Genomic DNA, 18,409 nt, shown 5'->3' with positions numbered 1-18,409 from the left:
CAGGACATGGCGGAACATACCGTCAAGGCTTTTGACGAAGACATCGGTCGGTTGCGTGGCCTCATCAGTCAAATGGGCGGGCTCGCCGAACAGGCGATCGAGCGGGCGATGCGCTCGCTCCAGCGTGGCGACGTCGACTTGGCGCGCGATGTTCGCGCTGGAGACAAGCAGATCGACGCCATCGAGGCGGAGGTCGAGCGTCTGGTCGTCCGGATCATCGCCCTTCGTGCCCCTATGGCCAACGACCTGCGCGAAGTGGTTGCCGCGCTGAAGATCGCAGCGGTGGTCGAGCGCATCGGTGACTATGCCAAGAACATCGCCAAGCGCGTCCCGCTGATCGAAGGGGAACATCGGATCGAACCCATATCCGTCATTCAGGCCATGGGTCGAATGGCGGCGGAAATGGTCCATGACGTGCTCGATGCGTTTGCCGCTCGCAACGCTGAGGCAGCGGTCGAGATCTGCGAGCGCGATACGGCGCTGGACGACTTTTACGACGCCATTTTCCGAACGCTCGTAACCCACATGGTCGAAAATCCGAAAACGATCAGTGAAGTCGCGCATCTCCTGTTCGTGGCCAAGAACCTCGAACGCATCGGCGATCACGCGACCAACGTGGCAGAAATGGTTTATTTTGCGGCAACCGGCACGCAGCTGGCCGACCGCGAAAAGGGGGAATGATGGCGCGCGCTCGGATGCTCCTGGTAGAGGATGATGCCGCTCTCGCGGAGCTTCTCGTCTGGCACTTCAAGCGTGAGGACTTTGAGGTCATTCACACGATCGACGGTGAAGAAGCGCTGCTGCTCGCCCGCGAGAAGGTGCCCGATATCGTCTTGCTCGACTGGATGGTTGAGGGTCTGTCCGGTATCGAGGTGTGCCGCCGTTTGCGGCGCACTGCCGAAACGGCAAACGTCCCGATCATCATGCTGACGGCGCGCGGGGAAGAAGCCGATCGCATCCGGGGGCTGGAAACTGGCGCCGACGATTACGTGACGAAACCGTTCAGTCCGCGGGAATTGGTGGCTCGCGTCTCTGCCGTTCTTCGCCGCGTCCGTCCGGCACTCGCCGGCGAAGCGCTGACCTATGCCGACCTTGAAATGGACACTGTTGGTCACAAGGTGCGGCGGGGCGGCGAGGTGATCCCGCTGGGCCCGACAGAGTTCAGGCTACTCAAGCACTTCCTGGAACATCCCGGTCACGTATTCTCGCGCGAACGCCTGCTCGACAGTGTTTGGGGGCACGACAGCGACATCGAGAGTCGAACAGTCGATGTTCATATCCGGCGCTTGCGCAAAGCGATCAACGAAGGTGGCCGTCCGGACATCATTCGAACGGTCCGATCTGCTGGCTACGCACTGGATGCCGGTAATTAACTCGCGTCGAACATCATCTTTCTGACCGTCCGAAAATGATCTCGTTGAACGGCGTGAAAGCAAGAGGCCGTCAACGAACCTGTCGAATCGCCTGCGAAACAAAGGATACTTTGAACAACAAGCGCGTTCGTCCGGGGCGTTCTTGCACGCATTCGAGCGTATCCTGACAGGAGATTGGCAGATGAAATCGATCTTTCTTGCGGCCGCGGCGATGATCGCTGTGCCGGCCATTGCGCAGGAGCAGCCGGCGGGAACGGCTGATCAGACCGCTCCGGGTACTGCTACGCAGGGACCCGGAACGATGAGCACCACCGGCGATCCGGCGGCCCAGACGCCTAGCACCGGTGGCAACACGACCGCGGGCTCCAGCGGCGGCATGGACACGACGTCCGGATCTATCGGCGGCACCGCGGGCGGAACCTCGTCGGGCGGCGCCATGACCGGCTCGGGTGATCCCGCCGCAGCCGATCCGGCCGGCGGCTATCAACCAAGCGCACCGCCGATGCAGGGCTCGCCTGCTCCGGGTGCCACCGTACGCTTCCAACCCGCGCCGGATCCGAACACCGCGTTTCCGCCCCCGCCGCCGATGCAGAAGTACCCGGTGTGCAAGAAGGGTCAGTACGACAATTGCATTCAGCGCGGCGGCAAGTGATCGTGTGACCATGCGGGCGGTTGCGCCCGTTTGAATGTCCAGTATGGGAAGGCGCTCCATTTCACGTGAGGGGAGCGCCTTTTCCATGTCCATCCGTTTCGACGACAAGGTAGCCATTGTCACTGGCGCTGGCGGCGGCCTGGGTCGCGAATATGCGCTTGAGCTGGCCCGCCGCGGCGCCAAGGTCGTGGTGAACGATCTCGGCGGTGACCGTACCGGCACCGGCGCCTCCGACGCAGCGCACAAGGTGGTTGAAGAAATCAAGGCTGCCGGCGGCCAGGCGATGGCAAACGGCGCCAGCGTCACCGAATATGACCAGATGGTGGAAATGGTTGCCAAGGCGAAGGAAGCCTGGGGCGGCGTTCACGTTCTCATCAACAACGCGGGCGTTCTTCGCGACAAGTCCTTCGCAAAGATGGAGCCGGCCGATTTTGCGTTCGTCGTGCAGGTCCATCTGCTCGGCTCCGCTTATGCGACCAAGGCCGTCTGGGACACGATGCGCGAGCAGAACTACGGGCGCATCCTGATGACCGCATCGTCGACGGGTCTCTACGGCAATTTCGGCCAGACCAACTATGGTGCTGCGAAGCTTGGTCTCGCCGGCTTCACCAAGTCGCTCTACCTCGAAGGCGCGAAGAACAACATCAAGGTCAACACGCTCGCCCCCGTGGCTGGCACGCGCATGACCGAGGACCTCTTCCCGGAGCAGCTCTTCCAGGCCTTCTCGCCCGAGAAGGTGGTACCGGCGGCTCTGTATCTCGTCAGCGAGGAAGCACCGACCAACCAGATCGTCGGCGCAGGCGCAGGCGTGTTCCAGGCCGCCTATGTCACGCTGACGCCGGGCGTTGCCCTCAGCGGCGATGAACTCTCGCCGGAGGGCATTGCCAAGCATTGGTCCGAAATCACGGATCGCACTGGCGAGATCGTGCCGGAGTCCGGCGCCGGTCAGTCGATGATGATTGGCAAGAAGCTCCAGGGCGCCTGACCACCAACTCCGATCTCCGGGGCCGGCCTGCCGGTCCCGAAGATCGGGCCGCATCGTTACAGAGCCTTCCGCAGATCAGTCGCCCAGCAGCTTCGCTGGCGCGACCGAAATCAACATCAATCCTCAACCAGTTTCATCAGGCGTCTTTCGACAGGCGCCAGCACTGGGCCCAGCTCATGCCCCCGCTTCACGATCTGCCCGGCTTCCCCGACCAGCGCCCACATGCCTTGTCTGTTACGAAGCGAAGGGCGTTTCTCGATCCGGAACTCGGGCCTTTCCGCCGATCGGCGGAACGCAGCGAAAATGGCCGCCTCCCGGCCGAGCTCGATCGCGTAATCCCGCCAATGCCCGGCCGCGACCATACGGCCATAAAGATCCAGAATCCGGTTCAACTCGATCCGATCGAACCCGATCTGGCTAGGCTGGCTCGCCAGAGGAAACGGTGTGACTACCCCCATCAGGCGCGGTCGCGTGCCCGTTCTTCGCCTTCCTGCTCCGCCAGCAGGGTATCGAGGCGCTTCTTCATTGCCTCCAATTCACAACGCAAGATCTCAACCTTCTGCGTGGCCGGATCGAACATCTCGCTGCAGGGCGTACCATAGGCCATGAATTTGCGTTCGGGAGCCTGCCCGCCCTCCACCATGGTGGGCCGTGCCGGGATGCCGACCATGACAGCGCCTTCCGGCACATCGCGAGTCACGACAGCATTCGCGCCCACGCGCGCGCGCCGGCCCACGGTGATCGGCCCCAGAACCTGCGCGCCTGAACCGATGATGGCGCCGTCACTGATGGTCGGATGGCGCTTCCCGCCAACGCCGTTGTCTGGGCTCGTCCCGCCCAGCGTAACGCACTGGTAGATCGTCACGTCGTCCCCGATCTCCGCAGTTTCCCCAATCACGACAAAGCCGTGATCAATGAAGAAGTTACGACCGATCTTTGCGCCGGGATGGATATCAATCGCGGTCATGAATCGGGCAAAGTGATTCACGGTTCGCGCCAGCAGGAAGAACCGAGACCGGTATAGCCGATGGGCGATACGATGGCAGCCAAGCGCCCAGACGCCGGGATAGGTCAGGATCTCGAGCCGCGAATGCGGTGCCGGATCGCGTGCCCGAATCGAATCAAGGTAACTGGCCAATCGCGCCATCACGCGTCCCCTTTTCCGTGATGACGCGATCTAGGGCGTCCGTTCACCCTTTTCCAGCGTCCACAAAGCCAAAGCATCTTGGTGCAAAGCATAGCAAACTTGTAGGTTTTACATTCATGCGCCATGCAACCCCGGTCACCAGGGATCAGGGGCAAGTGCGTGGACCTTTCGCTGCTTTCCGTTGAAGCATTGCTGCCGTTCATCCTTGTAGGGTTCGGTGCGCAAATCGTGGACGGCGCGCTGGGCATGGCATTTGGGGTGATCTGCAACACGTTGCTGGTCGCAGTCATGGGGCTCTCGCCAGCCCGCGCTTCGGCGAACGTCCACATCGTGGAAACCTTCACCACGGCCGTCTCGGGCATCAGCCACCTGCTGCACGGCAACGTCGATCGCCGCCTGTTTTTCCGGCTGCTCATTCCCGGGATGCTGGGCGGCGTCAGCGGCGCTTATCTTCTCACCAACATCGATGGCGAGACCGTGAAGCCATTCGTGCTTGGCTACCTTGTTGCCGTTGGCGCGTATCTGCTCATCCGGGGCCTGCTGTTCCCGCCGACCTCGCAAAAGCCGAAAGTGGTTGAGCCGCTCGGCCTCATCGGCGGCTTTCTCGATGCGGCGGGTGGCGGCGGCTGGGGCCCCATCGTCACCTCCAACCTTCTGGTCCAGGGCGTGGAGCCGCGCCGGGTGGTGGGCACCGTAAACTCGGTTGAGTTTTTCCTAACGCTGACAGTGTCTGCGACCTTCATCGCGCATCTTGGCGTCAAGGATTTTGCCACTGCCACCATCGGCCTGCTGATCGGCGGCGTGCTTGCCGCACCGCTTGGCGCGGTGATGGCGAAGCGTATCCCGACCAAGACGATGCTGATCCTCGTGGGTATCGTTCTGATGATCACCAGCACCTACGGCTTTATCCGCGCCGTACTGTAGCGCGCAGGTCCGCAACTGCTCGCATCATCGACTGATGCCAGCTATGTGACGTTCCGTGATCGAACGGGACGATTAATGGCGAATACCTACCTGCCCACGCTCAAGCAGCTGCAATATCTCATTGCGCTTCGTGATCATGGGCATTTCGGGCGGGCGGCGGACAGCTGCTTCGTGACTCAGTCGACACTTTCCGCCGGGATCCGCGAGCTTGAGACACTGATCGGCGTCACGCTGGTGGAGCGCACCCGCCGCGTCGTCCGCTTCACGCCACTGGGCGAGCAGATCGTCGCCAAGGCGCGCCGCGTCCTTCGTGAGGCCGAGGAACTCGGCGACATGGCGCGGGCTGCGGGGCGCCCACTATCGGGGGAAATGCGGATGAGCGTCATTCCGACGATCGCGCCGTTCCTCCTCCCCCGTGTCCTGCCCAAGCTGCGCACAGAATATCCGGACCTGAAGTTGTTCCTACGTGAGGAGCCAAGCGGAGCGGCGTGCGAATCGCTGCAGAACGGACGCGCCGACTGCGTCCTCCTTGCCCTGCCCTATTCCTGCGGAGAGGTGACCACCGAGGCGCTGTTTGACGATCGTCTGTTTCTCGCCTTTCCCGCGGGGGAGTTGCCGGAGGCGGTTCAGCCCGTGTCGCCCAATGACATCGACGAGACTCGCCTGCTCCTGCTGGAGGATGGCCACTGCCTCAAGGATCACGCCCTTGCCGCCTGCAACCGGCCGGAGCTTCGCGCTGAGGCAACAATGATGGGTACGTCGCTGCACACCATCGTGCAGATGGTCGACAATGGACTGGGCGTCACCATGCTGCCCGAAATCGCGCTGAACGCCGGTATATTGGACCACACCAACATCACGGCGCGTCCGCTGGGCGGCGACAATCCGCGGCGCACCATCGCCCTTGCATGGCGCCGCGCCAGCCCGCGAGAGCGGGACTTCCGCCTGCTGGCTCAAATCCTTTCGACTGTTCGGTAATCGCGCGGAACCCTCTTCCAATCCGCCGTCAATTCCGCAAGGTGACGACAAGCGACACAAAGTCGCATGAGAGGGAGAGGATCATGGCGGTAAAATCGTCTGCCAACGACATGGACGTGCGCGCGTGAGCGGTGCACGCCTTACCGACGTATCGGCGCGCCACCGCTTCGATGAGGCCCGTCTCGGCGAGTGGCTGAACCGCCATGTGGAAGGATTCGGGCGGGACATGCGGGTTCGCCAATTCGTCGGGGGCGCTTCCAATCCGACTTTCATGCTCTCGACCGACGCGGGTGACTACGTCCTGCGCAAGAAGCCGCCGGGGCAGCTCCTCGCCAGCGCCCATCAGGTCGACCGCGAATATCGCGTCATGGCCGCGCTCCGCGACACCGGCGTTCCGGTGCCGGTCATGCGCGCCCTGTGCGACGATCCGGAGGTGATCGGTACGGCCTTCTACGTGATGGATTATCTGGAAGGTCGCATTTTCCGCGATGCCACGCTTCCGGATCTGACCCCGTCGGAGCGCAGCGCCGTGTACGACCAGCTGAACGCAACACTTGCGGCGCTGCACTCGGTCGATCACCGTGCTGTGGGTCTTGAGGATTATGGGCGGCCGACTGGCTATTTCGAACGCCAGATCGCGCGCTGGACCAAGCAGTATCGCGGCGCTGAAACGGAGCATGTTCCGGCGATGGAGGCGCTGATTGCGGAACTGCCCGCCCGCATCCCCGCTGATGAGGCGGTGGCAATCGCGCACGGGGATTACCGGCTCGAGAATGTGATGTTCCATCCGACCGAGCCGCGTCTGATCGCCGTGCTGGACTGGGAACTCTCGACCATCGGCCACCCGCTCGCCGATCTCGGATACAACGGGTTCATGTGGCACTCGATCTCGCCCTCTTGGGGCACCCTCACTGGCGTCGATTTCGCCACCAGCGGCATCCCCTCCGAAGAGGAATATGTCTCCGCCTATTGCCGGCGCACGGGCCGCAGCGGGATTGACGAGTGGAGCTTCTACCTCGGCTTCGCCGTGTTCCGCCTGGCCTCGATCAGTCAGGGCGTTTACGCCCGTGCCCTCGCGGGAACGACGCCCAACGCGGGGGAAGCGATCAACGGCTGCCCTGCCCTGGCGGAACAAGCGCTGGCGCTGTTGCGCCGCGACGGCTGAGGAACTGATATGCCGAGTCCAGATCGTTCAAGCGATGCCGTCACGCCATTTCACCTGAATGTACCGGAAGAGGAGCTGAACGACTTACGCGATCGCCTGTCGCGCACGCGCTGGCCGGAACGTGAAACTGTTTCGGGGTGGGAACAGGGCGTCCCGCTGGAGCGCGCAAGGGCGCTGGTCGCTTACTGGCAGGACGGCTATGATTGGCGCCGGTGCGAAGCGGCCCTGAACGGCATCGGTCAATTCACCACGACTATCGACGGACTGAACCTCCACTTCCTCCACCGTCGCTCCCCCGAACCCGACGCCCTCCCGATCGTCATCACCCATGGCTGGCCGGGTTCGGTCGTCGAGTTCATGAAGGTGATCGGCCCGCTGACCGATCCCGTGGCGCATGGCGGCAAAGCGGAAGACGCTTTTCACGTCGTTTGCCCGTCCTTGCCCGGCTACGGCTTCTCCCAGCGTCCCAAAGAGGGTTGGCCTGTGCCACGGATCGCCAGCGCCTGGATCGCGCTCATGAAGCGTCTCGGTTATGCGCGCTTCGTTGCGCAGGGCGGCGACTGGGGCTCTGCTGTAACCACGGCGATCGGTGCAAGCGGCGACCCGGCCGTGGCCGGCATCCACCTCAACATGTTGGTGGTTCGGCCGACGGCGGAGGACCTGACCGATGCGACCGACCAGGAGAAGGCGTCCCTCGAAAGCCTGCAACGCCACATGCAGGACGGCAACGGCTATTCGCAGCAGCAAGCCACGCGCCCGCAGACACTCGGCTACGGCCTGGTCGATTCGCCTGTTGGTCAAGCGATGTGGATCTACGAGAAGTTCCGCGAATGGTCGGACTGCGGCGGTGAGCCTGAGAACGCGCTTAGCCGGGACGAGATGCTGGACGACATCATGCTCTATTGGCTTACCGGCACCGGGGCTTCGTCAGGGCGATTATACTGGGAGAGCTTCCGAGCGTTCGGGTCAGACAAGGTCATGGTGCCGACCGGGTACAGCATGTTCCCGAAGGAGATCTTTCGCGCCTCGCGCCGGTGGGCAGAGCGGCAATATCCCAACATCATCCACTGGAACGAACTGGAGCGGGGCGGCCATTTCGCCGCCTTCGAACAGCCGGAGTTGTTCGTGGAAGAGGTTCGCACCGCTTTCCGCACCCTCCGCACCAGCTGATTATTGCCGCACCAGCGCGTCGATGGCCGCCTGAAGGATATGGGCTGCGGCAAGGTTGTCGACCCTCTCGGCGCGCTTTGCGCGGCTCATGTCCTGCTCGATCATCACCCGTTCCACCGCCACGGTGGACCAGCGTTCATCCCACAACAAAATGGGCGCGAGATCGGCGATATTGCGGGCGAACGCGCGTGTGGATTGGCTCCGTGGACTTTCGGTACCGTCCAGGTTGAGTGGCAGGCCCAGCACCACCCCCCTCACTTGTTGCGCCGTCATCAACTCGACCAGCGCCGCCTTGTCCTGCGTGAACTTGCGTCGTCGGATCAGCGTCGCCGGACTCGCAAAACTCCAGCCTGCGTCGCAAAGCGCTGTCCCGATCGTCTTGGTGCCAAGATCTAGCCCGATCAGCCGCCCTCCGTTTGGCAGCGCGCCGCGAAAATCCTCTGCCGATAGCGTGATCATCGCGCACCCAGCCTCCGGGTAACGTCATCGCGAACATTCGCCCAGAACAAGCTGTAGTCATAAACGTGATAGTTGTTTCCGGGCAGCACATAAGGGCCAACGTCCGGTCCCTCGCCGATCAGAAGCAACCCGCGCTCATCACACCGGGCCGGTACCCGCCCCGCCTTGATCTCGGCACTGCCGAGATCCGCCGCGGGGAACAGCGTTCCCTTGTTCGCACTGGCTAGCGCTGCCGCGTTCGCCGTACCCGTAAGAGGATTGGTGCAGACCAGGCGCGATCCGCGGCGAGGCTTTCCGTCGAAGCCAGTCGAGCGATCATAGATGTCGAGGACCAGCGATGGATCTGCGGGCTCTGCGAACGTCTCCCACGAAAGCAGGCAACCCCGCTGGTCGGCCCTGGCGCATTCGGGGAAACCCATCGCCTTCAGGTCATTGTCGCGGCTCACCGGCCACCCAACGACATAAGCCGCGACAACCCGCCGGGCGAGCGGCGTGCCGGCCACCTTGTCCTTCAACAAATGGGTTAGGTGAAGGGCGCCCTGGCTGTGCCCGGCCAGGACGATCGGTCGATCATTGCCGATCTGGCGCAGGAAGGAAGCAAAGGCGACCTGAATGTCCCCATAGGCAAGGTTCAGCGCACGCGTCGCATCAGCCGCGTCGGTCAGGAACGAGCCGAAGGTCGCCTGCCGATAGCGCGGCGCCCAGATTTCGCCTGCTTCGTTGAACACGCTGGCCTGGCCACGCAGAAACAACGCCGCGCGATCATTCGCTTCCTTGTTGTCGAGCGGCGCGTTCCAATGGTCATCGCTCAGATAGGATGTCGGGTGAATGAAGAAGATGGCGGCGCCCCCGGCGGCGTTGCGCGGCTGGTACCCGGCAGGCGTCCACAGCGCGGGGTTCCGCTGGATGTCGGGTCGCGCCAGCCACATGTCGGGCCGATCGTAGACGTCCTCGCGAACATTGCTCTGCGGCTCGAACGCGCGCGCCGGCACGAACCGCCAGCGGATCAGGTCGTTGCCCCAGATGCGATACACGACCGCTCCTGCGATCACGAGCGCGATCAGGAAGGCGATGACGTAAAGGAACTTGCGTGCCATGCCAGCCCGCCTGCCCCAGCGGCGAGGCGCGCGCAACCGTGCTGCAGGCCGCGCCACGCCCCGCGGTGACCGGCTGCCGCATCAACCTTCGCCCGCCATCCGCAGCGCTGTTGCTTTCGCACCTGCGGCAGTGATAGCGCGCCGGCCATGTCCGTAGATATTGCCACCGTGAAAAAGGTCGCGAGCCTCGCCCGCATTGCGATCGACGATGCCCATGCCGAGCGGCTCGTGCCTGAGCTCAACAACATCCTGGGATGGGTCGAGCAACTGGGCGAAGTGGACACGAACGGCGTGGCCCCTATGACCGCGGTTATTCCGAACAAGCAGCGCCTGCGCGATGACGTGGTGAATGCCGATCCGCTGACCGGCGGCGGCATTCGCGAAGCGGTACTGGCGAATGCACCGACCGCTGAGCACGGGTTCTTCACCGTGCCGAAGGTAATCGAGTGAGCCGCCTTTCGTCGGCCTTGCCGGCAGCGGCATTCGACCGCGTCCCTTCTTCTCTTGAGACTCCGGCGCTCGCTGGGGTGACGGTGTTCTGATGACTGACCTTACCGACCTTGGCATCCGCGAGATCCGCGATGGCGTGCGCGAAGGCACCTTTTCCGCACGCGAGGTGGCAGAAGCGTTCAACACCGCCGTCAGCAACGCGGGGCAACTCAATGCATTCCTAGTCGAAACGCCCGACCACGCCCTTGCCGCCGCTGACGCGGCCGATGCTGCACGTGCCGCTGGCGACACGTTGAAGCCGCTCGCCGGCGTGCCGATTGGCATGAAGGACCTGTTCTGCACCAAGGGTGTGCCTTCGACCGCTGCCAGCCATATCCTTGAAGGCTTCACGCCGCAGTATGAGTCCACCGTGTCCCAGCGGCTCTGGGATGCGGGGGCAGGCATGCTCGGCAAGCTCAACATGGACCAGTTTGCCATGGGCTCGTCCAACGAGACGAGCGCATTCGGCAACGTGATTTCACCATGGCGCCGCAATGATGGCGGGAACGCGCCGCTCGCCCCTGGCGGCTCGTCCGGCGGCTCGTCGGCGGCAGTTTCCGCTCGCCTGTGCCCGGCGGCGACGGGAACGGACACCGGCGGCTCGATTCGTCAGCCTGCTGCCTTCACTGGCATTTCGGGCATCAAGCCGACCTACGGCCGCTGCTCGCGGTGGGGCGTCATCGCATTCGCATCCTCGCTGGACCAGGCCGGGCCGATGGCCCGCGACGTGCGCGATTGCGCGATCATGCTGGAGGCGATGAGCGGCTTCGATGCAAAGGACTCCACCTCACTCGACATTCCCGTTCCGCAGTGGGAGCAGGGTCTGAACGCCAGCCTCGCCGGCAAGCGCGTCGGCATCCCGCGCGAGTATCGCGTGGACAACATGCCGGAGGAAATTGAGGCGCTTTGGCAGCAGGGCATTGAATGGGTGAAGGATGCCGGAGCGGAAGTGGTCGAGGTATCGCTGCCGCACACCAAATATGCCCTGCCCGCTTATTACATCATTGCGCCGGCGGAGGCCTCGTCCAACCTCGCGCGCTATGATGGCGTACGCTACGGCCAGCGCGATCTGCCGGACGGCGCGAACCTTCAGGCGATGTACGCCGCGACTCGCGCGGCCGGCTTCGGCGAAGAGGTGAAGCGCCGTATCCTGATCGGTACCTATGTGCTCTCGGCCGGCTTCTACGACGCCTATTTCACCCAGGCCTCGAAGGTGCGCACGCTGATCGCTCGCGATTTCGAGCGCGCGTGGGAAAGCTGCGACGTGCTGCTTACCCCAACCGCGCCGTCTGCAGCCTTTGGCCTTGGCGAGAAAAGCGACGATCCTCTCGCCATGTACCTCAACGACGTGTTCACCGTGCCATCGTCCCTCGCCGGTTTGCCGGCGATGAGCGTTCCCGGCGGCCTCGATAAGCAAGGCTTGCCGCTCGGGCTGCAGGTGATCGGCAAGGCGCTCGACGAACAGGGCGTTCTCAACGCCGCGCTCGCGATCGAGGAGCGCGCCGGCTTCGTCGCACGGCCGCAGGCGTGGTGGTGAGCCGTCCGGCGCACTTCATCATTTCCCATGAGAATGGGCGGGGCTTTCACCGTCCCCGCCCGAACGGGTGTTTAGGGCTATGACTGACTATCGCATCAAGGGCGCCACGGGCGATTGGGAGGTCGTGATCGGCCTCGAAGTACATGCGCAGGTGACGTCGAACGCGAAGCTGTTTTCAGGTGCGGCAACGGCGTTCGGTGCCGAACCCAATTCGCAGGTCAGCCTGATCGACGCGGCGATGCCGGGCATGCTGCCCGTGCCGAACCGCGAATGCATTCGGCAGGCGGTGCGCACCGGCATGGCCATCGATGCGCAGATCAACAAATGGTCACGCTTCGATCGCAAGAACTATTTCTACGCCGATCTGCCGCAGGGCTACCAGATCTCGCAGCTTTATCATCCGCTTGTCGGGGAAGGCTCAGTCGAGATCGAGGATGGCGACACCGTCAAGACGATCGGCGTGGAACGCATTCACGTTGAACAAGATGCCGGCAAGCTGATGCACGATCAGCACCCCACCCGTTCGTATGTCGACCTTAACCGGTCGGGCGTGGCGCTAATGGAGATCGTCAGCCGCCCAGACATGCGCTCGCCGGCAGAGGCCGGAGCGTATTTGCGCAAGCTGCGCGCGATTCTGCGCTATGTCGGCTCGTGCGACGGCAACATGGAAGAAGGCTCGATGCGCGCCGACGTGAACGTCAGCGTCCGCCGCCCCGGTGAAGAATTCGGTACCCGGACCGAGACGAAGAACGTCAACTCCGTCCGCTTCGTGATGGCCGCAATCGAGCATGAGGCCAATCGCCAGGTCGACGTGCTCGAGTCGGGCGGCAAGATCGTCCAGGAAACCCGCCTGTTCAATCCGGACACCGGGACCACCCGGTCGATGCGCTCGAAGGAAGATGCGCACGATTACCGCTACTTCCCCGATCCCGATCTGCTGCCGCTGGAGCTGGACGACGCCTTTCTGGAGGAGTGCCGGGCCTCCCTGCCAGAGCTGCCGGACGTCAAGCGCAAGCGCTACGAATCGCTCGGGATCACGGCCTATAATGCCGAGGTGCTGACCGCGGAGGTCGAGACCGCACGCTGGTTCGACACCCTGCTGGATGCCGGCGCAGCCCCCGTCGCGGCCTCAAACTGGGTGACGGGCGAGTTATTCGGCGCCCTCAATCGCATTGGCAAGGGCATCGAGGAGTCGCCGGTCACGCCCGGTCAGGCGGCAGAACTGCTGGCGCTGGTCGCCGACGGTACGCTTTCAGGCAGCCTCGCCAAGCAGGTCTTCGAGGTGATGCTCGAAACCGGCGATGCACCTGGCAAGATCGTCGAGGAACGCGGCCTTAAGCAGACAAGCGACACGGGCGCGATCGAAGCCGTCATCGCTGACGTTCTGGCGAAGAACCCGAATCAGCTGGAGCAGTATCGCGGCGGCAAACAGGCGCTGTTCGGCTTCTTCGTTGGCCAGACGATGAAGGCGATGGGCGGCAAGGCAAACCCGCAGGTCGTCAACGATCTGCTGAAGAAGGCACTGGGCTAAACGGGCTCCGGCGCACTGCCGCCGGTGCGAGCTTCCGGTCGTCATCCACTGCGCGCTGGATGACGGCCCGGACCGCTGCCCGGCTTGCCACCCTCGTCTGCGCCGACTATCCGCCTGCCCCGATGCCTTCCTCGGACCACCGCCCCGCCTCCCTGATCTCCGGCGGTGCTGTTTTTCCGCACCGCCATCTCACCGGGATTGAGGGGCTCCAACCGCACGAGATCTCCTTTCTGCTGGACGAAGCGGAGGGCTGGATCGCCGCCAATCGTCAGCGGGGTGTGCCTGACAAGCGGCTTGCCGGGCTTACTCAGATCAACGCCTTTTTTGAAAACTCCACCCGTACGCTGCTCAGCTTCGAAATCGCCGGCAAGCGGCTGGGGGCGGATGTCGTCAACATGCACGCCGCGCAGTCGAGCGTGAAAAAGGGTGAGACGCTGATCGATACGGCGATGACGCTGAATGCGATGCGCGCCGACGTGATCGTTATTCGTCACATGTCGTCAGGCGCGGTTCGGCTGATTGCGGACAAGGTCGATTGCCCCGTGCTCAACGCCGGTGATGGCCGCCACGAACATCCAACTCAGGCGTTGCTCGACGCGCTGACGATCCGCCGCCGGCGTGGCACGATCCATAACCAGCGCGTCGTGATCTGCGGCGATGTACTGCATAGCCGGGTTGCCCGATCGAACATCCTGGCGCTGACCGCACTGGCTGCGGAGGTCCGGGTCTGCGCGCCATCCACATTGATGCCGCCCGCGATCGAGCGAATGGGCGTCACGCCGTTCACTGATTTCGACGCAGCGCTCGACGGGGCCGATGTCGTGATGATGCTTCGCCTTCAGACGGAACGAATGGCGGGCGGCTATGTCCCATCCACCCGCGAATATCATCTCCGTTACGGGCTGACGCTCGACCGACTGGGCCGGGCAAAGCCGGACGCGCTGGTGATGCACCCCGGTCCGATGAACCGCGGGGTTGAGATCGACTCCAGCGTCGCTGACCATGCGGAGCGCTCCGCGATCACGGAACAGGTGGAAATGGGTGTCGCCGTGCGCATGGCCTGTCTTGACGTGCTGACGCGCCGATCGCGCGGCGTGGAGGGTTGGGCATGAGCGGCCCCCTGCACTTTCGAGACGCCCGGATCATCTGTCCTGTCGCAGGAGAGCGGCGCGGCGACCTGTTTGTCGCCGACGGACGGATTGTCGACACTGCTGACGGGGCGACCATCATCGATTGTCGCGGGGCGGTGCTTGCGCCGGCGATCGTCGATCTGGGGGTGGCGACCATCGATCGCGCGGCGTTCCGCGCCGGCGGCATCGTTCGAGTCGGCCTGATGCCGGATCAGAAGCCGGTTCTTGATGAGCCGGGTATCGTTCAACGGTCCGCATTGATCGGGCGTCCGGATCTGTGGATCCACCCGATCGCTGCGGCGACTCGCGGGCTTGCCGGGACGGATCTTGCCGAAATGGCCATCTGCGCCTCGGCCGGCGCGCGCGCCGTTGGAACGGGCCGACGCTGGATCGGCGATTCGGGCGTCATGGCGCGCGTGCTCGCTTATGCCCGCGACCTCAACCTCACGGTCGTGACCCATGCCGAAGATGCCGGGCTGGTCGGCGACGCGGTGGCCACCGAGGGCGAAACGTCGACGCGGCTGGGTCTCCCCGCCGCTCCCGCCCTGGCGGAGCCGCTGGCGATCGCCCGCGACCTGATGCTCGCAGAGGCAGCCGATGCACGCCTCCACCTGCGTCAGGTGACCACTGCCGCAGGCTTCGACATGGTGCGGGCAGCGAAGCGGCGCGGCGTGCGCGTAACCTGCGGGATTACGCCCGCGCACTTGCTACTCTCCGACAATGCGATGAGCGATTTTCGCACCTTTGCGCATTTGTCGCCGCCGCTTCGTGCGGAAGAGGATCGGCGTGCAGCACTGGCTGCGCTCGCGGACGGCACCATCGACGTGCTGTGCTCGGGACACGATCCTCGCGGGCCCGAAGAAAAGCGCCTGCCTTTTGCGGATGCGAGTGCAGGAGCCGCCGGTGCGGCGACCCTGTTGCCACTGGCGCTCGGGCTCGCGCGCGATGGCCATGTCAGTCTCGAGCGGCTCGCTGCACTGCTCTCCCGCAATCCTGCGGCGATCCTCGGCATCGAAGCCGGATCGCTTCAGGCAGGTGCCGAAGCGGATCTCATGCTCGTCGATCCTGACGTGCCGTGGCAGATTTCTGCAGACACGCTGCCCGGCACCGCCGGCAATACACCGTTCGATGGTTTGCCGGTGCAGGGCCGGGTACTTCGCCTGTTCAAGGGCGGTCGCGAACTCGCCTGATCGGCGGCTAACCGGCCACCCGGCGCCGCCGGCCCCGCTGGCTTTACCGGCCCGCGAACTGCACCTTGCTGGGCTTCACCCAAGCTGCCGTCTGGTCGCCTGCGCCGGTACGCACGAAGCAGGAGCCCCCGTTGGCGCGATACCCGCGACAAAGCGTATTCGCCTCCCCGCGTGAGAAGCCGCCGACGGACAGGCGGTAAAAGGATTTGAACGCCATGCCGGTGGGTGTCTCCCCGGCAAAGGCAGGATAGCGACGCTGCGCGCGATCCCAGGCGTCCTTGGCCACCGCTGCCGAATCATAGGCGCCCAGCTGAACGAACCACTTGCCCGGCGCTTTCGGCTTGCTCACGCTATCGCTCTCCACCGCAGCAAGGCGCTTGGGCGCCGCCGTTGATGCCGTCCGAACAGCAGGATCATTCCCAGGGATCGCCTGCACCACCTCTCGCCGTTCCGCGAAGACGACTCGCGATCCCGCGCGCGCCTCCTGGGTAGCCGACGCGAGTTGCGCCGCCTCTGGGGCGGACACCGGGGCTGCCATCGGTGCGACTGGCGCCGCCGCCAGCAGCTCTGCCGCCGACGCGGTGTTCGTCGGTACGACTTTGTTCAGCGCCAGCGCGACCGGCTGTCCCGGATCCTTCACCGGCGTCACCCCCAACAGGGCCGACACTTGGTCCGCAGCACCAACCGGCTTAGCGAAGGCGGCCCATTGCACGACGCGGGCGTCCGCTTCTGCCGGGCCCATGTCGATCCCTGCGATCTGACGCGCCTCTGCCCAGCGCCCTGCGAGCGCAAGCGCAAGCGCAAGGTTCTGCCGCGTCTTGGCGTCCCCTGACGGCTCGCGCGCCGCTGCGGTCAGCACCTCCACCCCCGCTGCCGGATCGCCGGCAAGCGCGATGGCAAGGCCCCTGTCACTCGCCGGTACGATTGCTGCATTGGCGTCCAGCATCTGCCGGGCCTCGTCCCACTGGCCTTCTGCGATCATGGCGAGTGCCAGGTTCAGCGCTGCTTTTCCGTTCTGGGGCGATAGGGTCAAAACATCGGCGTAAGCGGCATGGGCAGAGGTAAAGCGCCCGGCCTTGAGATAAGCCGAACCCAGCAGCACGCGATAATCGGCATTGCCCGGCTGCCCCGCGACGGCTGCCTCTGCGAAGCCGATGGCCTTGATAGGATCGCCCTTCTGAAGCGCTTCCGCAGCTCTTTCGGCATTGCGCGCGGCGTTCTTGGCCAACACCGCATCGCTCTGGGTGCTTGCCGTCGAAATGCCGCCCTGTGCGCAGCCCACCATCGCGCCGCCCAAGATCAGGGCCGAAAGGCCGAAGCCGGCAACTGCACGCTTGTTCATCGTCGGATCCCCGAACCATCATCTCGGTTGAAGCCCCGCCACGTCCCAATGCGGGAATCCGCTGGTATCGAGGGGCTTCGACCTCTCCGGCGATTGATGCCAATCCGATCATAAGGAATGGTAAACACCCCAGCGCCCTCGTGATCGGGGGTTAGCGATGGAGTAACTTCGCGCGTCCACATCATGCGCCATCGGCAGAATGCTCGCGGGTAAGTCAGGGAAAGTCGGATGAAGAATGCCTATCTTGCTGGGATGATCGCCACGGCCTTCGTTGCGGGGACCGCGGGGGCCGATGTCAAACAGGGCGTGGATGCGTGGGCGCGCGGTGATTACAAGGCCGCGGTGGACGTTTGGCGGCCGCTTGCAGCTGCGGGTGATGCCGACGCCCAGTTCAATCTTGGCCAGGCATATAAGCTCGGCCGTGGCTTGCCGGCGAGCCTCCCGACCGCAATCGAATGGTTCCGCAAGGCAGCGGCTCAGGGGCATAATCAGGCGATTGACAATTACGGCCTAACGCTGTTCCAGGACGGCAAGAAGGCGGAAGCACTGCCCTGGCTGGAAAAGTCGGCCGCACGCGGCGAACGCCGGACCCAGCTCGTACTCGGTACCATGTTGTTCAACGCGGACGGCGTGGCGCGCGATTGGGTACGCGCTTACGCCCTGGTCACCCGCTCATCGCAGCAGGGCCTGCCCCAAGCGTCCCAGACGCTGGCCCAGATGGACCAATATATCCCCGAGGCTCAGCGGCAGGAGGGGCTGACCCTCGCCCGCAAGTACGAGGCTGATGCCCGGGCGCTGGCGACCCGTCTTCCCCCCGTGACGGCGGGTACAACGGTCTCCACCGCCACACCGCGCCCGGCTACCACCAGCCCTGCCCGCATCGCCAGCACGCCGCCGCCATCGCCAGCGCCGGGAACGACCGCCGCGCCTGCCACGGCAGTCCGCCCGGCCGCCCCCCCGGCATCGGCCCGCGCAGCAGCCGTAGCACCGCCCACGACAGCAGCACCCGCACCCGCGCCCGCTTCGAACGGACGGTGGCGCATCCAACTCGGCGCCTTCCGCGATGGGGACAACGCCCGCAACCTCTGGGCAAAGGTCGGCAGTCGCACCGGCGGCAACCCCAGCTATGTCCAGGCGGGCGGCGTCACCCGGTTGCAGGCCACTGGCTTCGCGTCACGCGCCGCCGCTCAAGCCGCTTGCACAAAGTCCGGGGTAAGCTGCGTGGTGGTCGCACCCTGAC

General features: G+C 64.4%; 19 protein-coding genes. 14 read left to right on the top strand and 5 right to left on the bottom strand.

Annotated features, from left to right (window positions below; all coding sequences use genetic code 11):
• The first annotated feature begins 6 nt into the window (after positions 1-6).
• The 4 genes from phoU (at position 7) to LK535_RS01485 (ending at position 3,010) form a co-directional block, all read left to right on the top strand.
• Positions 7-681 carry a phosphate signaling complex protein PhoU gene (gene phoU / locus LK535_RS01500; protein ID WP_227770133.1) on the top strand — a complete coding sequence of 225 codons (675 nt, stop codon included), beginning with the start codon at positions 7-9 and terminating at the stop codon, positions 679-681.
• Positions 681-1,373 carry a phosphate regulon transcriptional regulator PhoB gene (phoB, locus tag LK535_RS01495; RefSeq protein WP_227770132.1) on the top strand — a complete coding sequence of 231 codons (693 nt, stop codon included), beginning with the start codon at positions 681-683 and terminating at the stop codon, positions 1,371-1,373. Before phoU ends, phoB begins: the two co-directional genes overlap by 1 nt.
• Before the next feature lie 181 nt (positions 1,374-1,554).
• Entirely contained in the window at positions 1,555-2,025 is a 471-nt protein-coding gene (locus LK535_RS01490) for a hypothetical protein (RefSeq protein ID WP_227770131.1), read from the top strand.
• A gap of 85 nt (positions 2,026-2,110) precedes the next feature.
• The gene (locus LK535_RS01485) at positions 2,111-3,010 is read left to right on the top strand and encodes an SDR family NAD(P)-dependent oxidoreductase (protein WP_227770130.1); all 900 of its coding nucleotides are present in this window, start codon (positions 2,111-2,113) and stop codon (positions 3,008-3,010) included.
• Positions 3,011-3,126: 116 nt separating this feature from the next.
• Here the strand turns inward: LK535_RS01485 and LK535_RS01480 are convergent, their stop codons facing one another.
• On the bottom strand, positions 3,127-3,468 hold the full coding sequence (locus LK535_RS01480) for a DUF2794 domain-containing protein (RefSeq protein ID WP_227770129.1): 342 nt from the start codon (positions 3,466-3,468) through the stop codon (positions 3,127-3,129).
• A complete protein-coding gene (epsC, locus tag LK535_RS01475) occupies positions 3,468-4,157 on the bottom strand; it encodes a serine O-acetyltransferase EpsC (protein WP_227770128.1) in 690 nt (229 codons plus the stop codon). The genes LK535_RS01480 and epsC overlap by 1 nt, the downstream gene beginning before the upstream one ends.
• A gap of 159 nt (positions 4,158-4,316) precedes the next feature.
• Here epsC and LK535_RS01470 point away from each other — a divergent pair, with 159 nt between their 5' ends.
• From LK535_RS01470 to LK535_RS01455, 4 genes are all read left to right on the top strand, one after another.
• Positions 4,317-5,081 (top strand): sulfite exporter TauE/SafE family protein, encoded by a 765-nt coding sequence (locus LK535_RS01470; RefSeq protein WP_227770127.1) that lies wholly within the window; start codon positions 4,317-4,319, stop codon positions 5,079-5,081.
• Between the two features lie 75 nt (positions 5,082-5,156).
• Complete coding sequence (locus LK535_RS01465; protein ID WP_227770126.1) at positions 5,157-6,059, top strand: hydrogen peroxide-inducible genes activator; 903 nt, start codon at positions 5,157-5,159, stop codon at positions 6,057-6,059.
• 124 nt (positions 6,060-6,183) lie between these two features.
• Entirely contained in the window at positions 6,184-7,224 is a 1,041-nt protein-coding gene (locus LK535_RS01460) for a phosphotransferase family protein (protein ID WP_227770125.1), read from the top strand.
• A gap of 9 nt (positions 7,225-7,233) precedes the next feature.
• Positions 7,234-8,394, top strand: coding sequence for an epoxide hydrolase family protein (locus tag LK535_RS01455; protein ID WP_227770124.1), 1,161 nt, complete (start codon positions 7,234-7,236; stop codon positions 8,392-8,394).
• Here LK535_RS01455 and ruvX read toward each other — a convergent pair whose 3' ends face one another.
• Together ruvX and LK535_RS01445 are read right to left on the bottom strand one after the other, a co-directional pair.
• On the bottom strand, positions 8,395-8,853 hold the full coding sequence (gene ruvX, locus LK535_RS01450; protein WP_227770123.1) for a Holliday junction resolvase RuvX: 459 nt from the start codon (positions 8,851-8,853) through the stop codon (positions 8,395-8,397).
• Positions 8,850-9,950, bottom strand: coding sequence for a DUF3089 domain-containing protein (locus LK535_RS01445; RefSeq protein WP_227770122.1), 1,101 nt, complete (start codon positions 9,948-9,950; stop codon positions 8,850-8,852). Before LK535_RS01445 ends, ruvX begins: the two co-directional genes overlap by 4 nt.
• A gap of 147 nt (positions 9,951-10,097) precedes the next feature.
• On the opposite strand from LK535_RS01445, the gene gatC reads away from it, so the two are divergent.
• From gatC to LK535_RS01420, 5 genes are all read left to right on the top strand, one after another.
• Positions 10,098-10,400, top strand: a complete 303-nt coding sequence (gene gatC, locus LK535_RS01440) for an Asp-tRNA(Asn)/Glu-tRNA(Gln) amidotransferase subunit GatC (protein ID WP_227770121.1) — start codon at positions 10,098-10,100, stop codon at positions 10,398-10,400.
• Positions 10,401-10,491: 91 nt separating this feature from the next.
• Positions 10,492-11,976, top strand: a complete 1,485-nt coding sequence (gene gatA / locus LK535_RS01435; RefSeq protein ID WP_227770120.1) for an Asp-tRNA(Asn)/Glu-tRNA(Gln) amidotransferase subunit GatA — start codon at positions 10,492-10,494, stop codon at positions 11,974-11,976.
• A 79-nt stretch (positions 11,977-12,055) separates the two neighbouring features.
• Positions 12,056-13,507 carry an Asp-tRNA(Asn)/Glu-tRNA(Gln) amidotransferase subunit GatB gene (gatB, locus tag LK535_RS01430; RefSeq protein ID WP_227770119.1) on the top strand — a complete coding sequence of 484 codons (1,452 nt, stop codon included), beginning with the start codon at positions 12,056-12,058 and terminating at the stop codon, positions 13,505-13,507.
• 122 nt (positions 13,508-13,629) lie between these two features.
• Positions 13,630-14,619: an aspartate carbamoyltransferase catalytic subunit gene (locus LK535_RS01425; protein ID WP_227771030.1), complete on the top strand. Its 990-nt coding sequence runs from the start codon at positions 13,630-13,632 to the stop codon at positions 14,617-14,619.
• Positions 14,616-15,827 carry a dihydroorotase gene (locus LK535_RS01420; RefSeq protein ID WP_227770118.1) on the top strand — a complete coding sequence of 404 codons (1,212 nt, stop codon included), beginning with the start codon at positions 14,616-14,618 and terminating at the stop codon, positions 15,825-15,827. The genes LK535_RS01425 and LK535_RS01420 overlap by 4 nt, the downstream gene beginning before the upstream one ends.
• A 43-nt stretch (positions 15,828-15,870) precedes the next feature.
• Here the strand turns inward: LK535_RS01420 and LK535_RS01415 are convergent, their stop codons facing one another.
• Positions 15,871-17,169: an SPOR domain-containing protein gene (locus tag LK535_RS01415; RefSeq protein WP_227770117.1), complete on the bottom strand. Its 1,299-nt coding sequence runs from the start codon at positions 17,167-17,169 to the stop codon at positions 15,871-15,873.
• A gap of 228 nt (positions 17,170-17,397) precedes the next feature.
• Between LK535_RS01415 and LK535_RS01410 the strand changes: the two genes are divergently transcribed.
• Entirely contained in the window at positions 17,398-18,408 is a 1,011-nt protein-coding gene (locus LK535_RS01410; RefSeq protein WP_227770116.1) for an SPOR domain-containing protein, read from the top strand.
• Position 18,409 lies beyond the last annotated feature (1 nt).

Source organism: Sphingomonas sp. IC4-52, assembly GCF_020707225.1.
Lineage (GTDB): Bacteria > Pseudomonadota > Alphaproteobacteria > Sphingomonadales > Sphingomonadaceae > Sphingomonas.
Note: the sequence above shows the minus strand (reverse complement) of the source record. Positions and strands in the feature narration are given on the sequence as shown.

Excerpts from the sequence above, each read along its gene's own strand:
- phoU (WP_227770133.1), top strand. The coding sequence starts at position 7 with ATGGCGGAACATACCGTCAAGGCTTTTGACGAAGACATCGGTCGGTTG.
- phoB (WP_227770132.1), top strand. The coding sequence starts at position 681 with ATGGCGCGCGCTCGGATGCTCCTGGTAGAGGATGATGCCGCTCTCGCG.
- LK535_RS01490 (WP_227770131.1), top strand. The coding sequence starts at position 1,555 with ATGAAATCGATCTTTCTTGCGGCCGCGGCGATGATCGCTGTGCCGGCC.
- LK535_RS01485 (WP_227770130.1), top strand. The coding sequence starts at position 2,111 with ATGTCCATCCGTTTCGACGACAAGGTAGCCATTGTCACTGGCGCTGGC.
- LK535_RS01480 (WP_227770129.1), bottom strand. The coding sequence starts at position 3,468 with ATGGGGGTAGTCACACCGTTTCCTCTGGCGAGCCAGCCTAGCCAGATC.
- epsC (WP_227770128.1), bottom strand. The coding sequence starts at position 4,157 with ATGGCGCGATTGGCCAGTTACCTTGATTCGATTCGGGCACGCGATCCG.
- LK535_RS01465 (WP_227770126.1), top strand. The coding sequence starts at position 5,157 with ATGGCGAATACCTACCTGCCCACGCTCAAGCAGCTGCAATATCTCATT.
- LK535_RS01455 (WP_227770124.1), top strand. The coding sequence starts at position 7,234 with ATGCCGAGTCCAGATCGTTCAAGCGATGCCGTCACGCCATTTCACCTG.
- ruvX (WP_227770123.1), bottom strand. The coding sequence starts at position 8,853 with ATGATCACGCTATCGGCAGAGGATTTTCGCGGCGCGCTGCCAAACGGA.
- LK535_RS01445 (WP_227770122.1), bottom strand. The coding sequence starts at position 9,950 with ATGGCACGCAAGTTCCTTTACGTCATCGCCTTCCTGATCGCGCTCGTG.
- gatC (WP_227770121.1), top strand. The coding sequence starts at position 10,098 with ATGTCCGTAGATATTGCCACCGTGAAAAAGGTCGCGAGCCTCGCCCGC.
- gatA (WP_227770120.1), top strand. The coding sequence starts at position 10,492 with ATGACTGACCTTACCGACCTTGGCATCCGCGAGATCCGCGATGGCGTG.
- gatB (WP_227770119.1), top strand. The coding sequence starts at position 12,056 with ATGACTGACTATCGCATCAAGGGCGCCACGGGCGATTGGGAGGTCGTG.
- LK535_RS01425 (WP_227771030.1), top strand. The coding sequence starts at position 13,630 with ATGCCTTCCTCGGACCACCGCCCCGCCTCCCTGATCTCCGGCGGTGCT.
- LK535_RS01420 (WP_227770118.1), top strand. The coding sequence starts at position 14,616 with ATGAGCGGCCCCCTGCACTTTCGAGACGCCCGGATCATCTGTCCTGTC.
- LK535_RS01415 (WP_227770117.1), bottom strand. The coding sequence starts at position 17,169 with ATGAACAAGCGTGCAGTTGCCGGCTTCGGCCTTTCGGCCCTGATCTTG.
- LK535_RS01410 (WP_227770116.1), top strand. The coding sequence starts at position 17,398 with ATGAAGAATGCCTATCTTGCTGGGATGATCGCCACGGCCTTCGTTGCG.